This window comes from Tenacibaculum sp. MEBiC06402, from assembly GCF_049239625.1.
Taxonomy (GTDB): Bacteria; Bacteroidota; Bacteroidia; order Flavobacteriales; family Flavobacteriaceae; genus Polaribacter.
The window spans coordinates 157,870-170,830 of sequence record NZ_JBMKKT010000097.1 but is presented as its reverse complement, the minus strand read 5'-3'; the positions used below and the strand labels follow the sequence as shown (position 1 = coordinate 170,830).

At 31.1% G+C, this 12,961-nt stretch carries 15 protein-coding genes; 7 read left to right on the top strand and 8 right to left on the bottom strand.

Annotated elements, in window-relative coordinates; translation table 11 throughout:
• The first annotated feature begins 22 nt into the window (after window positions 1-22).
• The 5 genes from ACOSP6_RS10565 (at window position 23) to ACOSP6_RS10545 (ending at window position 4,015) form a co-directional block, all read left to right on the top strand.
• Complete coding sequence (locus ACOSP6_RS10565) at window positions 23-601, top strand: non-canonical purine NTP diphosphatase (RefSeq protein ID WP_422093485.1); 579 nt, start codon at window positions 23-25, stop codon at window positions 599-601.
• A 24-nt stretch (window positions 602-625) separates the two neighbouring features.
• Complete coding sequence (locus ACOSP6_RS10560; protein ID WP_422093453.1) at window positions 626-1,657, top strand: FecCD family ABC transporter permease; 1,032 nt, start codon at window positions 626-628, stop codon at window positions 1,655-1,657.
• 28 nt (window positions 1,658-1,685) lie between these two features.
• Window positions 1,686-2,471, top strand: a complete 786-nt coding sequence (locus ACOSP6_RS10555; protein WP_422093454.1) for an ABC transporter ATP-binding protein — start codon at window positions 1,686-1,688, stop codon at window positions 2,469-2,471.
• A gap of 69 nt (window positions 2,472-2,540) precedes the next feature.
• Window positions 2,541-3,578: a M28 family metallopeptidase gene (locus ACOSP6_RS10550; RefSeq protein WP_422093455.1), complete on the top strand. Its 1,038-nt coding sequence runs from the start codon at window positions 2,541-2,543 to the stop codon at window positions 3,576-3,578.
• A gap of 74 nt (window positions 3,579-3,652) precedes the next feature.
• Window positions 3,653-4,015 carry a DUF1304 domain-containing protein gene (locus ACOSP6_RS10545; RefSeq protein WP_422093456.1) on the top strand — a complete coding sequence of 121 codons (363 nt, stop codon included), beginning with the start codon at window positions 3,653-3,655 and terminating at the stop codon, window positions 4,013-4,015.
• Between the two features lie 86 nt (window positions 4,016-4,101).
• Here ACOSP6_RS10545 and ACOSP6_RS10540 read toward each other — a convergent pair whose 3' ends face one another.
• The 3 genes from ACOSP6_RS10540 to holA all read right to left on the bottom strand — a co-directional run bounded on the left by ACOSP6_RS10540 (window position 4,102) and on the right by holA (window position 6,995).
• Window positions 4,102-4,902 (bottom strand): DNA alkylation repair protein, encoded by an 801-nt coding sequence (locus ACOSP6_RS10540; RefSeq protein WP_422093457.1) that lies wholly within the window; start codon window positions 4,900-4,902, stop codon window positions 4,102-4,104.
• 67 nt (window positions 4,903-4,969) lie between these two features.
• Window positions 4,970-5,890: an SRPBCC family protein gene (locus tag ACOSP6_RS10535; protein WP_422093458.1), complete on the bottom strand. Its 921-nt coding sequence runs from the start codon at window positions 5,888-5,890 to the stop codon at window positions 4,970-4,972.
• A 103-nt stretch (window positions 5,891-5,993) separates the two neighbouring features.
• Entirely contained in the window at window positions 5,994-6,995 is a 1,002-nt protein-coding gene (gene holA / locus ACOSP6_RS10530; protein ID WP_422093459.1) for a DNA polymerase III subunit delta, read from the bottom strand.
• A gap of 43 nt (window positions 6,996-7,038) precedes the next feature.
• Here holA and ACOSP6_RS10525 point away from each other — a divergent pair, with 43 nt between their 5' ends.
• Entirely contained in the window at window positions 7,039-7,485 is a 447-nt protein-coding gene (locus ACOSP6_RS10525; protein ID WP_422093460.1) for a type I restriction enzyme HsdR N-terminal domain-containing protein, read from the top strand.
• Between the two features lie 47 nt (window positions 7,486-7,532).
• A complete protein-coding gene (locus ACOSP6_RS10520; protein ID WP_422093461.1) occupies window positions 7,533-8,531 on the top strand; it encodes a glycosyltransferase family 2 protein in 999 nt (332 codons plus the stop codon).
• A 51-nt stretch (window positions 8,532-8,582) separates the two neighbouring features.
• Here ACOSP6_RS10520 and ACOSP6_RS10515 read toward each other — a convergent pair whose 3' ends face one another.
• From ACOSP6_RS10515 to coaE, 5 genes are all read right to left on the bottom strand, one after another.
• Window positions 8,583-9,281 (bottom strand): ceramidase domain-containing protein, encoded by a 699-nt coding sequence (locus ACOSP6_RS10515; RefSeq protein WP_422093462.1) that lies wholly within the window; start codon window positions 9,279-9,281, stop codon window positions 8,583-8,585.
• The gene (locus ACOSP6_RS10510) at window positions 9,271-9,891 is read right to left on the bottom strand and encodes an L-threonylcarbamoyladenylate synthase (protein ID WP_422093463.1); all 621 of its coding nucleotides are present in this window, start codon (window positions 9,889-9,891) and stop codon (window positions 9,271-9,273) included. Before ACOSP6_RS10510 ends, ACOSP6_RS10515 begins: the two co-directional genes overlap by 11 nt.
• Before the next feature lie 77 nt (window positions 9,892-9,968).
• Window positions 9,969-10,670, bottom strand: a complete 702-nt coding sequence (locus ACOSP6_RS10505) for a response regulator transcription factor (RefSeq protein WP_422093464.1) — start codon at window positions 10,668-10,670, stop codon at window positions 9,969-9,971.
• A gap of 18 nt (window positions 10,671-10,688) precedes the next feature.
• The gene (locus ACOSP6_RS10500) at window positions 10,689-12,221 is read right to left on the bottom strand and encodes a sensor histidine kinase (RefSeq protein WP_422095719.1); all 1,533 of its coding nucleotides are present in this window, start codon (window positions 12,219-12,221) and stop codon (window positions 10,689-10,691) included.
• A gap of 151 nt (window positions 12,222-12,372) precedes the next feature.
• Window positions 12,373-12,957 carry a dephospho-CoA kinase gene (gene coaE, locus ACOSP6_RS10495; RefSeq protein ID WP_422093466.1) on the bottom strand — a complete coding sequence of 195 codons (585 nt, stop codon included), beginning with the start codon at window positions 12,955-12,957 and terminating at the stop codon, window positions 12,373-12,375.
• Window positions 12,958-12,961 lie beyond the last annotated feature (4 nt).

Sequence of the window (12,961 nt, the reverse complement as noted above, 5' to 3'; positions counted from 1 at the left end):
TTTTGTTCCTTTACTTTTATTCATGAAACTAGTATTTGCCACAAATAACTTAAACAAACTGAAAGAGGTTCAGGAAATGCTTCCTCATTCTATCGAATTATTATCTTTAAATGACATTGGTTGTTTTGAGGATATTGAAGAAACGGCGGTTACTTTAGAAGGTAATGCTCAAATAAAAGCTAATCATATTACTGAAAATTATAATTACAATTGTTTTGCCGATGATACTGGTTTAGAAGTTGAAGCTTTAAACGGAGAGCCTGGAGTTTATTCGGCGCGTTATGCAGGAAAACCTGTAAATGCAGAAAACAACATGAATAAACTTCTTAAAAATTTACAGTATAAAACTTATAGAAATGCACAATTTCGCACTTCTATTTGTTTAAATTTAGATGGAAAACAATTTTTGTTTGATGGAATTTGCGAAGGCGAAATCTTAACAGAAAAAAAAGGAGAAAAAGGTTTTGGCTATGATCCTATTTTTCAACCTGTAGGTTATGATAAATCATTTGCAGAAATGAGTTCTGAGGATAAAAATAAAATTAGCCATAGAGGTTTGGCTATAAAAAAACTAATTGATTTTTTAAAAACCTATAAATAAACTTTCCTCGCTATAAAATCAAAAATGGATAAGCCTACAACCTATACGAAAAAATTTATACTTCTTGGAATCTTTTTGGTTTTGATGAGTTTTTTTAACGTTAGTATTGGTTCAATTGATATTCCTTTATCAGATATTTTTAAGACTTTTCTTGGACATACTCCTCAAAAGCCAAGTTGGGAAACTATTATTATTGATTACAGGTTACCTAAAACCATAACTGCAATATTAGTTGGTTCTGGCTTGTCTGTAAGCGGATTATTGATGCAAACGTTGTTTAGAAATCCACTTGCCGGTCCATTTGTATTAGGTATTTCATCAGGAGCAAGTTTAGGTGTGGCTATTTTCATATTAAGCACTAGCTTTTTAGGTGGAATGTTCAGTTTTTCTGCTTTTTTAAATTGGGGATTACCCTTTGCTTCGAGTGTAGGAGCTTTTATGGTTTTACTAGCTGTCATTATAGCTGCTAATAAAGTTCGTAATACAATGTCGATTTTAATTATCGGATTAATGTTTGGCTCTTTAGCTTCTGCTTTAATTAGTGTATTATCATATTTTAGTGATGCTGAACAAATCAAACAATTTGTTTTTTGGGGATTTGGAAGTTTAGGAAATCTAACTTGGAATGAAATTTTAATATTCCTTGCTATTTTTATAATTGCAACTTTGGGTATTTTTATATCAATAAAACCATTAAACAGTTTTTTGCTCGGAGAAAATTATGCTAAAAGTTTAGGTATTAACACTAAAAAAAGCAGAAACATTATTTTAATTATCACTAGTTTACTAACTGGTGTTGTCACTGCTTTTTGTGGTCCGATTGCTTTTATTGGTTTAGCTGTTCCACATATTACCAAATTAGTGTTTAAAACTTCTAATCATAAAATATTAATTCCTGCAGTAGCATTATTCGGTGGAATCATTTTGTTAATTTGCGATAGCATTGCTCAACTTCCTAATAGTGAATTCACTTTGCCTATTAATGCAATAACTTCTTTATTTGGTGCTCCAGTTGTTATCTGGTTATTAGTGAGAAAAAAGAAAATTTACATCTAAAACGAAAAGATAAATAACTGAAAAGAACATGCTAAATATCGTTTTACAAACTAGAAATCTTTCTATTGGATATACATCTAAGAAATCAGAAAAAAAGCTATTAGAATCTATCAACTTAGATATTCAAAAAGGAGAATTTATTGCCTTATTAGGAAAAAATGGCGCTGGAAAATCTACCTTACTCAGAACCTTAAGCAAGGTTCAAAATAAATTAGCTGGAGACATTTTAATCAATCAAAAAAATCTTGTTGAGTATTCTCAACACGAACTTGCTAAAGTAATGAGTGTTGTGCTTACAGAGCGTTTACCCGAAAGTCAACTAACTGTTTTTGAAATCGTTGCACTTGGAAGACAACCGTATACAAACTGGTTGGATAAACTGTCAAAAGAAGACATTAAAAAAGTACTTCATGCTTTAGAGCTCACTAATGTTGCTCATTTAAAAGATAGACCTTTTTATAAATTAAGTGACGGACAACTTCAACGAGTGTTAATTGCTAGAGCATTAGCTCAAGATACTGAAATCATCATTCTTGATGAACCAACTGCTCATTTAGATATTCATCACACCTATAAGATTTTCTCCCTTCTACAGGAACTCGTAAAAACTACCTCTAAAACAATAATAATATCGACACATGAGGTAAATTTAGCACTAAAATTGGCAGACTCTTTTGTTTTAATAGCAAATGATGATTTATATAGTGGTAATGCTGATGAACTTATTCAACAAAATGCATTTTCCTCATTATTCCCAAAAGAACTTATTAGTTTTAACAAAAATTTACAACAGTTCGTCATCAACAAAAATTAAATTTGAGACTGCAAAAGATTTAAGTATTTTTGATCAATATTAATTAGCTAACAAAGAATATCAAATTAAATGAAAAAAATAATTTTAGCTACGTGGGCTTTAGCTGCAGTTGCATGTAGTACGAGCCAAACTGCAACAAAAAGCAATAGTAGCAAAAAAGTAGCGAACAACCCTACAACATACGCTCAAACCATTACAGCAAAAGACTTAGGAAAACACTTATTTATTTATGCTTCTGATGAATTTGAGGGACGTAATACTGGTGAGGCTGGACAGAAAAAAGCAGTAAACTATTTAAAGGACTTTTATATTAATGAAGGAATTGCTTCTCCTTTAGGTGGAAACGATTATTTTCAAAAAGTACCTTCTTCTTACTTAAGTAATAATAGAAGAGGAATGAAGTTAAACGATTCTGAAAATGTAGTTGCCTTCATTAAAGGAACGGAAAAGCCAGACGAAATCATCGTTATTTCTGCTCACTTAGACCACGAAGGTGTAAAAAATGGTGAGGTTTATAATGGTGCTGATGATGATGGTTCTGGAACTGTAGCAATTTTAGAAATTGCGCAAGCTTTTAAAAAGGCTGCTGATGATGGAAACGGACCAAAACGTTCGATTTTATTTTTACATGTAACAGGTGAAGAAAAAGGTTTATTAGGTTCTAAATATTATACTGAAAATCCAATTTTCCCTCTTGAAAATACAGTTACAGATTTAAATATTGATATGATCGGAAGAATTGATGCACGTCATAAAGGAAATCCTAATTATGTATATTTAATTGGTTCTGATAAGTTAAGTACTGAATTACACAATCTATCTGAAAATGTAAACAAAAAATACATGAACATTGATTTAGACTATAAGTACAATGATGAGAATGATCCAAATCGTTTTTACTATCGTTCTGACCACTATAACTTTGCAAAACATAATATTCCAATTATTTTTTACTTTAACGGAACACATGCGGATTATCACAGACCAACTGATACTCCTGACAAGATTAACTATGAATTGTTAGAAAACAGAACACGTTTAGTATTCTATACAGCTTGGGAAGTGGCTAACAGAGAAAATCGTTTAGTTGTTGATAAAGCCAACTAATCAAAATTTAAACATATATTAAAAACTCGCTTAATTGCGAGTTTTTTTTATTTTTAAGGTAAACTAATCAACTTATGGATCTACTAATAAAAATACTTATCGGAATTATTGCTGCATTTCATTTATACATCTTATGGTTTGAAATGTTCGCTTGGGAAACAAGAGGAAGAAAAGTTTTCCGACATTTTCCAGCGGAGTTGTTTCCAAAAACAAAAGTTATGGCCGCGAATCAGGGTTTATACAACGGTTTTTTAGCAGCTGGTTTAATTTGGACTTTCTTTATTGAAAATATAGAATGGCAAACTAATGTTTCGTTATTTTTCTTAGGATGTGTAGCTATAGCTGGAATTTATGGAGCTATATCTGCCAGTAAGAAAATATTTTTTGTTCAAGGTTTACCAGCGATTATTGCGTTAATCTTAGTTTTAATAAAGTAAAAAGGGTCATTACGAAGTCTTTAAGACTGAAGTAATCTTTTCTTTTATATAATATAGAGATCGCTTCGTTATTCGCGATGACTACACTACTTGCGAATAGTTCGTAAAGCTCTTTTAACGATATAACTAGTTTCTTCCGTTGTTGATTCTTTTTCCCAACGATTGCAAACATTTAATACCCATTCTGGTTTTGACTTGCTTGCATCATTTAACCAATTAGCAACCGAATCTCTTACATACTTTGATGAATCCGATTTTAGTGGTTCTAGTAATAGAATTCCTTTCTCCGGGTTTTCCTGAAATTCCGCTATTTTCTTTGTCCAAACTCCTACTGGCCTTAACGATTCTATAGCAAATCTTCTGATATTCTCATCTTTATTAGATGTCCATTCAGACAATATTGAAATGGAAGAATTTAAATCAGAAATCATTCGCTCTTTTGTTGCAAAAATCACTACTTCTCTAACGCCGAAATGAATATCAGCTGTATATTTTTTCATCGCTGATAATAATTCAGGAACTTCATCATAATGTAAACTTTCAGCCCAACATGACCAGCAACGAACAACATCAGAAATATGATTTCTTAAAAAATCATACACCTCTTTATCTTGTGTAAGAATTCCGAAATTATGACCAATCACTTTAGTGTTACTATTGGCTGTAGGCTTTTTTTGTTGATGAACTGCAGCGTCAAAATCAATATACCATTCGATCTTTCCTAAATCATTGAGAACCAGTTTTAATAAAGACAGTTGATCGACTGCCAACCATTCCATTAAGTTTTTAGTTTCAATTAATCCTTTGTTTAAAAAATCAATAACTTCAGGATTCAAGTCTTTAAAACTTCTAGCTCCTTTTCTATTTATAATATGCTCTGGTATCATAGATGTTTTCAAAAAACAAGAGCAGCCCAATTGAGTTGCTCTTTGATTTATTATTTATTCAACCCTTTTAAAGAATTGGCATACTGATATCTGTAATTAATTCCTCTGGAGCAGTTGTGGCTGGATCATTCAAATAAATCTCCATAGGAGAGGCTTTTTTATTCTTTTTGAATTCTTTATTTCTCTCCATCATCATAACTGCTGTCCAAGCATTTCCTAAGTGGTCATAGGTTCCTTTATGACGAACAGTATTCATTTTTAATTTTGGCAATGAGCCAAAGAAAAAACTATCAGGTAGATTTTCAGGTTTCTTATCTACAGGAAAACCAGAAACATATACCACCTTATCTTTCACTAAATCAAATTTTTTGTATTCTGAAAATGGTAAACCAGTTACCTCAATATTATTGTTTCCGATAAACTCATGTAAAGCATTAAAATCTTTCTCCATTGCCTCTCCTATTTTAGAAAAAGGTGTAGTTGTTTTGATTCCTATAAAGTTACAGCCTTCAAAATTGTTATCTCCAACAAATTCTAATTGGCTATTAATTTTTCCTAATTCCAATTCTTCTTTTAGCATTTTTAGGCCTCTATCATAATCCATTCCAACGTAAATCTCCATTGCTTTTTTCATCCAGAACATAAAAAACGGTAACGAACTATCCATTGTCCAGTTCACCTTTGTGGTTTCTCCTTCTTCCTTAAAATTAAAAACCACTTTAGCTTTCGATTTCCAAGGTTTCAAAAAAGTCAAATCGTAATCAACTCTCTCATCATTTTCACCGGTAACTTTCATTTCTCCACTACCTACTCTACTCCCTTCCCATTTGTAATATTTACCATCATCCGCATAGTTAATTGTAGCTTCTGGCTCACAAATTAACCAAGGCGACCAGTTTTTCCAGTTATGGAAATTGGCTAAAAACTCTTTTATTTTTTGTTGTGGGGCATTAATTGAAATGCTTTTAGATACATTAATTTTTGGCATGGCAGTTAGATTTAGTTTTTATAAAGTTATAAAAAAACCAAATACACCAGCATTAAATATTGTGTAACTAAATTGAAAAGAAAAATTGAATTTGATTCTACTACTAATGTAAAATCTTAAATATTAATTCTTTTAGAATATCTGCTTGAGATTGATTTGCTCCAACTCCTTTACTCTTAACATCTGCATCTCTCAAAATCCCAATAACTTGGGAAACTTTTCTCATGGGATAATTTCTAGCAGCACTTACATAATCATCTACAAAGTATGGATTCACTCCTAAAGCTCTAGCAACAGAAGCTTTCGACTTATCTTTCAACCCATGATACATTAACAATTGTGTAAAGAAACTATTAAGCAACGAAATAGTCATAACTAATGGATTGTTCTTTGGGTTTTGACTAAAATAATTTATAATTCTGTTGGCCTTAACAACATCTTTATTTCCAACTGCTTTACGCAATTCAAAATTATTAAAGTCTTTCGATATACCAATATTCTCTTCAATATGGTTTGGAGAAATAATCGTTCCTTCAGATAAAACAGAAGTTAACTTATCAAGTTCGTTACTAATTTTACTTAAATCCGTTCCTAAAAACTCGACCAGCATTTGACTAGCTTTTGGCTCTATTGAAAACTTTTTCCCTCTTAAAACCTTAACAATCCAATCACCAACTTGATTTTCATACAGCTTTTTACTTTCGAAAATTAAGCCACTTTTTGAAATAGCCTTAAAAACCTTTTTTCGTTTGTCTAATTTCTTATACTTATAATTAAAAACTAAAACTGTTGACGGCTGCGGATTTGTAGCATACGTTTCTAATTTATCAATCGTTCGTGCTAAATCTTGTGCTTCTTTTACAATTATTACCTGATGTTCTGCCATCATTGGAAATCGTTTTGCCGAAGAAACAATTTCCTCAACAGATACATCTCTTCCATACATAACAATCTGATTAAAGCCTCTTTCCGACTCATCTAACACAGAATTCTCGATGAAATCAGAAATTTTATCAATATAATACGGCTCTTCGCCCATTAAAAAATAAATAGGTTTTAGTTTACCTTGTTTTATGTCATCAACAATTAGCTTAACGTCGTTCATTAATTTTTTAGAAGTGTATTTAAAAGATTGTTACTTTTGATTGATGGAAAAACTGAATTTACCTTCATATCCTTTAAAAATCAAAAATAGCGAAAAACACTATCTAATTTTTGATGAAATTCGAAAAAAATATATTGTGCTGACTCCAGAAGAATGGGTTCGACAACATTATGTTCATTATTTATTAAAAGAAAAAGGATATCCTATTTCATTAATAGCACTTGAAAAACAGTTCACCATAAATAATTTAAAAAAGCGAAGTGATATTTTAGTGTTTAATTCTAATGGAACTCCTGATATCATTGTGGAATGTAAGGCTCCCAATGTAAAAATTACTCAAGATACTTTTGATCAAATTGCTCGTTACAATTTAAAACTAAATGCGAATTACTTAGTCGTTACTAACGGTATTGAGCATTATCATTGTCAACTAGATGTAACCAACGAAAATTATATCTTTCTTAAAGAAATTCCATCGTATAAAATTTAATACTTCTTTACATTTTAAAGTCAGATTAATAGCGTAAGTTTGCGAACTTGAAAACCGCCGTAGTCATATTAAATTGGAATGGTAAGCAATTACTAGAACAGTTTCTTCCTTCGATTGTGAGAAACAATGAAGGAGATACAGATATTTATGTTGCGGATAATGCTTCTTCAGATAACTCTATTGAATTTGTAAAAAACAACTTTCCATCAGTAAAGATTGTTGTGAATTCAGAAAATGGCGGATATGCTAAAGGATACAACGACGCTTTACAACATATTAAAGCCAATATTTATTGTCTAATTAACTCGGACATTGAAGTAACGAAAAATTGGCTATCACCAGTTATTGGAGTCTTCGAACAAGAGGAAAATACGGCGATAATTCAACCAAAACTTTTAGATTATAAAAACAAAGAAAAGTTTGAATATGCAGGAGCTGGTGGTGGATTTGTAGACTATTTTGGTTATCCATATTGTAGAGGAAGAGTTTTCAACTACCTAGAAAAAGATAACGGACAGTTTAATGATATTTCAGAGATTTTCTGGGCTTCGGGTGCTTGCTTTTTTATTAGAAGTAATGTATTTCATAAACTAGGTGGTTTCGATGAAGATTATTTTGCTCATCAAGAAGAAATTGATCTATGTTGGAGAGCTCAAAATGAAGGTTTTGATGTGAAATACGTAGGAACCTCGACTGTTTTTCATGTTGGAGGAGCTACTTTACAGGAATCAAACCCGAGAAAAACATTTTTAAACTTTAGAAATAGTTTATTAACAATTCTAAAGAATGTCCCTAGAAAAAATTTCTTTCAGGTACTATTTGTGCGTCTTGTTCTAGATGGTGTTGCTGGATTAAAATTCATGCTAGAATTGAGACCTATTCATACTTGGTCTATCTTAAAAGCACATTTAAGTTTTTATAAAAACTTAAGGAAATTCATAAAAAAGAGAAGACAAATTCAACGAAAATCGCATTACAGCATTCATACTTCAGTAGTTTGGCAACATTTTGTTTTAGGAAGAACAAAGTTTAAAGATTTACAATAAGAATCAACTGGCTACAATTCCTAAAACTTAAACAATCTCATAAATTCTCTTTTATTCTTTCAGGGCTCTTTCATTGTCCATGTAAATATAACTCAGGAGAAAAAAAACTGCTACCCCACCGAAAGTATGCCACAACCAGTGAGTTCCCATTGGTAAAATAGGGTCTAAACTACCTTTCACAACTAAATTATCTAAGGTTCTAAAAGTAACTGCCAAAGCAAAAATTAGGAATCCATATAAAATGAATTTGGCATTTTTCCATTGTGTTTTATAAGCATACCAAACAAACGGACCAACAACGGTTAACGAAGTAATAAAATAACCAAATGAAATGCGATATGTATTTGGAATTGGTAGCATTCTCGGAATAACAGACAATGCTAAAATTACGGCAAAAAGTAAAACTCTTTTCCACCAAACCTTCTCTATCTTACCAATGAAATAAACAATTCCTCCGAGACAAACGATCATTATTGGTAACCAATCTAAAACCAACCAAAACTCATGGCTTCTGGTACCATGAAACATTGTTCCTCCAATCCAACTAATAAATATTACTGGAATTGCGAAAAGAAAAAAAGAGTGTTGCTTTGGATTTTTGTATATTTTTCTTCCAAAATAAATCAGGATTAGGATGAAAATCAAGTTACTGAAGGTATTAAATGGCTCGACAGGCAATCTACCTTCTATGGTTTCCTGATAAATCGGACCACTATCATTTGGAAACTTAAAAAACAGATTAAATAACATCTAAACTCCCTTTACCTTCTCTAAGAACTTCTGGCTCATCCTGAGTTAAATCGATTACTGTAGACGCCAGATTATCGCCATAACCACCATCAATAACAATATCAACAATGTTTTGCCATTTTTCAAAAATAAGCTCGGGATCCGTGGTATACTCTATAACTTCATCTTCATCATGAATAGAAGTAGAAACTATTGGATTACCTAAATGTTCGACAATTGTTCTTGCTATATTATTATCTGGTATACGAATACCTACAGTTTTTCTTTTTTTAAAAGCCTTGGGAAGATTAGTGCTTCCGGGCAAAATAAAAGTATATGGTCCTGGCAAAGCTCTTCTTAAGATTTTATAAACCGGAGTCTCTATTTGTTTTACGTAATCGGATAAATGACTTAAATCATTACATACAAACGAAAAATTAGCTTTTTCAAGTTTAATTCCTTTGATTTTAGCAATCTTTTCTAATGCTTTAGTATTTGTTATATCGCATCCTAATCCGTAAACTGTATCTGTTGGGTAAATCACCAAACCTCCTGATTGTAAAACTTTCACAACCTTTTCTATCTCCCTTGGATTTGGATTTTCATTATATAACTTTATAAACTGTGCCATACTATTTTACTTATCTATAAAAATAAAAAACTTCCAACAAAAATGCTGGAAGTTTCTAATATTTTCAAGTAGTTGTATTAAGCTTCGTTATCGATTAATCTAAAACCTTCACCGTGAATATTTAAAATTTCAACAGACTCGTCTAATTTTAAGTACTTTCTAAGCTTGGCTATATACACATCCATACTTCTAGATGTAAAGTAGTTATCATCTCTCCATATCTTAGTTAACGCAAGTTCTCTTGGCATTAAGTCATTTTTGTGAATAGCTAACATTCTTAACAACTTACTTTCTTTTGGAGATAATTTTTGGGGCTCGTCTCCATTGAAAGAAAGGTGTCTTAATTTAGAATTGAAAGCAAACTTTCCTATTGTAAACTCGAACTGGTCATCATCTTTTGATTTCTCAGTTTCTTTACGTTGTAAAATAGCTTTAATCTTGTGCAATAAAACTTCAGAATCAAATGGTTTATTTAAGTAGTCGTCTGCTCCTACCTGATATCCTTTTAAAACATCTTCTTTTAAAGTTTTTGCTGTTAAGAAAATAATTGGCACTTCTTTGTTTGTAGACCTAATATCTTCTGCTAAAGAAAAACCATCCTTTCTAGGCATCATTACATCTAAAATACAAAGATCATACTCTGAATTTTTAAACATAATTAAACCTTCAATACCGTCTTTAGCATGTGTTACGTTGTAATCATTTAATGCTAAATAATCTTTTAAGACCGTTCCAAAATTTGGATCGTCTTCTACTAATAGAATTTTTCTTGTTCCCATTTTATGTACCCTTCAAATTTATATTAATGGTAATTTTACTGTAAACGTACTCCCTTTCCCTTTTTCACTCTCTACATAAACGGTTCCGTGATGATTGTCTACAATTTCCTTCACATATGCCAAACCAAGTCCATGACCTTTAACATTGTGAATATTTCCTTTATGTTCTCTATAAAATTTATCGAAAACATATTTTTGAGCATTTTTGCTCATTCCTATTCCTTCATCTTTTACTTTAAAAATGAAGAATTTATTTGTGCTTTCTGTAAACACATTAATTTTTGGTGCTTCATCTGAATATTTGATCGCATTTTCTAAAATATTAACAACAACATTCGTTAGATGAAACTTATTTCCTAGAACTTCTGATGCGATGGCATTAAACTGAAAATCGATCGTTCCTTTTTTATCTGAAACTAATAGACTAACATGGTCAATCGCCTCCTCAATAATATCATGTGCCTCAACCGCCTCTTTCGTTATATCAATTTGATTCTTTTCCAATTTAGAGATTCTAAGTACATTTTCTACCTGCCCATGCATTCGCTTATTTTCATCTCTTATCATTTGAACATAACGCCTTACCTTATCTTCATCACCAATAATCTTCGGATTTTTTATCGCGTCCAAAGCTAAATTAATAGTTGCTATTGGTGTTTTGAATTCGTGCGTCATGTTATTGATGAAATCAGTTTTAATTTCTGATATCTTTTTCTGACGTATTAATTGATATAATGAAGTTGAGAAAGCCGCAATAATTATTCCAATAAATAAAAGCGAAAGCAATAACGCTTTAATCATTCCCGACAAAAGGCTTTTCTTCTCATCTGGAAATGAAACGTACAGTTTATAATTACTATTTCCATTATCATCTTCAAATAATGGATAGAAATAATTATTACTTTCATCTATCTTGAAATATCCTGATTTAATAGGTGTGGCCAACCCTCCTTCATAGACACCAAATTTGAACTTTTGACGAATATTCATTTTAGCCAACTCGTCTTTCAACGTATTATTTAACTCTCTACTACTAATTCTTTTATGAATTGGTGTGAACTTTTTGTTTTGACTAAACAAATATTCAAACTGTTCTTTTTCCCAGCTTGGATAGGTCATATACCTTGAAAATTTATTTTCATCTGTAAATGTTTTAAACTTACTGTCTTCTGCTCCAAAAGTTTTCGTGTATAAAAAATCTTCTTTCCCAGTAAAACGTTTAAATATTACGGTATCATTTCCTACAAAATCAACAGGGATTTTGAAATTTTCTTCCAAAATAGTAGCTCCAAAAGTGAATTTCTGTTTACTAACAGTATCAATTTGTTGAAATAAATAATTCTTTAATTCAGCATTAGTTCTGGCTTTATTGTTTTCAAAGAACGACCTATGTTTATCCACAAACTCATCATATTCTCTCTTTTTAATTCTTTCAGAAGTTTTAGCAAGAGCAATTGTGACATTTGTTTCAAATTCTAGCTGTTTACTTTTAACGGCATCCTTAACCCAATAAAGCTGAACAGCTATGATTCCGATCAACGAAATACTCATTAAAATTACAATCAGAATAAAAATTCTCCTTCCCATTATTCAAATGTACTTTATTAAGCCAAAGGGTGAAATTCTTTTAACTTAGATTAACAAAGATAATGTGTTTTTAAGAAAAATTTAAGATTTGTGTTAAAATATCAATAACCGAAGACTAACTTTTTGTTAATTTATTATGAATATTTTTTATTTGATCCTGAACATGCGTAATGCTCAGATTATGAATTAGATAATGAGATTGAATTGTTTTTTTCTCTTCACTCCATTGATTATTCATTCTACTTTTAACCTGTTCATAGCTTGAATTATCTCTTTCAATTACTCTTTGAATTCTTACTTCCTCGGGAGCAGTAACCGTTATTATTTTATCACATAGTTCGCTACTTCCATTTTCAAAAAGAATCGCGTTTTCATAAAGCACATAATGTTTGTCATTATGCTTTTTTAAAAAATCTTGCAAATGCTTATGAACAACAGGGTGAACTATTGAATTTAATAAACTTAGCTTACTTTTATTATTAAAAACAATGCTTGCCAAAAAAGGTCGATTTAAAAGGTTATTTTTATATACCTCCTCGGAGAACTCTTCAATCAATTTTTCTTTTATTTCTTTTGAAGTATTCATCAATTTCTTGGCTTCATCATCTGCGAAATAAACAACAACATTCTCAAATTCTGCAAGCATCTTAGCAACTGTTGTTTTTCCACTTCCAATACCTCCTGTTAATCCTACTAGCATTGCG

Bases quoted from the DNA above. Each gene is read 5' to 3' on its own strand.
- ACOSP6_RS10540 (WP_422093457.1), bottom strand. From the start codon at position 4,902: ATGATACCAGAGCATATTATAAATAGAAAAGGAGCTAGAAGTTTTAAA.
- holA (WP_422093459.1), bottom strand. From the start codon at position 6,995: ATGAACGACGTTAAGCTAATTGTTGATGACATAAAACAAGGTAAACTA.
- ACOSP6_RS10500 (WP_422095719.1), bottom strand. From the start codon at position 12,221: ATGAGTATTTCGTTGATCGGAATCATAGCTGTTCAGCTTTATTGGGTT.
- ACOSP6_RS10555 (WP_422093454.1), top strand. From the start codon at position 1,686: ATGCTAAATATCGTTTTACAAACTAGAAATCTTTCTATTGGATATACA.
- ACOSP6_RS10545 (WP_422093456.1), top strand. From the start codon at position 3,653: ATGGATCTACTAATAAAAATACTTATCGGAATTATTGCTGCATTTCAT.
- ACOSP6_RS10505 (WP_422093464.1), bottom strand. From the start codon at position 10,670: ATGGGAACAAGAAAAATTCTATTAGTAGAAGACGATCCAAATTTTGGA.
- ACOSP6_RS10510 (WP_422093463.1), bottom strand. From the start codon at position 9,891: ATGGCACAGTTTATAAAGTTATATAATGAAAATCCAAATCCAAGGGAG.
- ACOSP6_RS10525 (WP_422093460.1), top strand. From the start codon at position 7,039: ATGGAAAAACTGAATTTACCTTCATATCCTTTAAAAATCAAAAATAGC.
- ACOSP6_RS10560 (WP_422093453.1), top strand. From the start codon at position 626: ATGGATAAGCCTACAACCTATACGAAAAAATTTATACTTCTTGGAATC.
- ACOSP6_RS10550 (WP_422093455.1), top strand. From the start codon at position 2,541: ATGAAAAAAATAATTTTAGCTACGTGGGCTTTAGCTGCAGTTGCATGT.
- ACOSP6_RS10515 (WP_422093462.1), bottom strand. From the start codon at position 9,281: ATGTTATTTAATCTGTTTTTTAAGTTTCCAAATGATAGTGGTCCGATT.
- coaE (WP_422093466.1), bottom strand. From the start codon at position 12,957: ATGCTAGTAGGATTAACAGGAGGTATTGGAAGTGGAAAAACAACAGTT.
- ACOSP6_RS10535 (WP_422093458.1), bottom strand. From the start codon at position 5,890: ATGCCAAAAATTAATGTATCTAAAAGCATTTCAATTAATGCCCCACAA.
- ACOSP6_RS10565 (WP_422093485.1), top strand. From the start codon at position 23: ATGAAACTAGTATTTGCCACAAATAACTTAAACAAACTGAAAGAGGTT.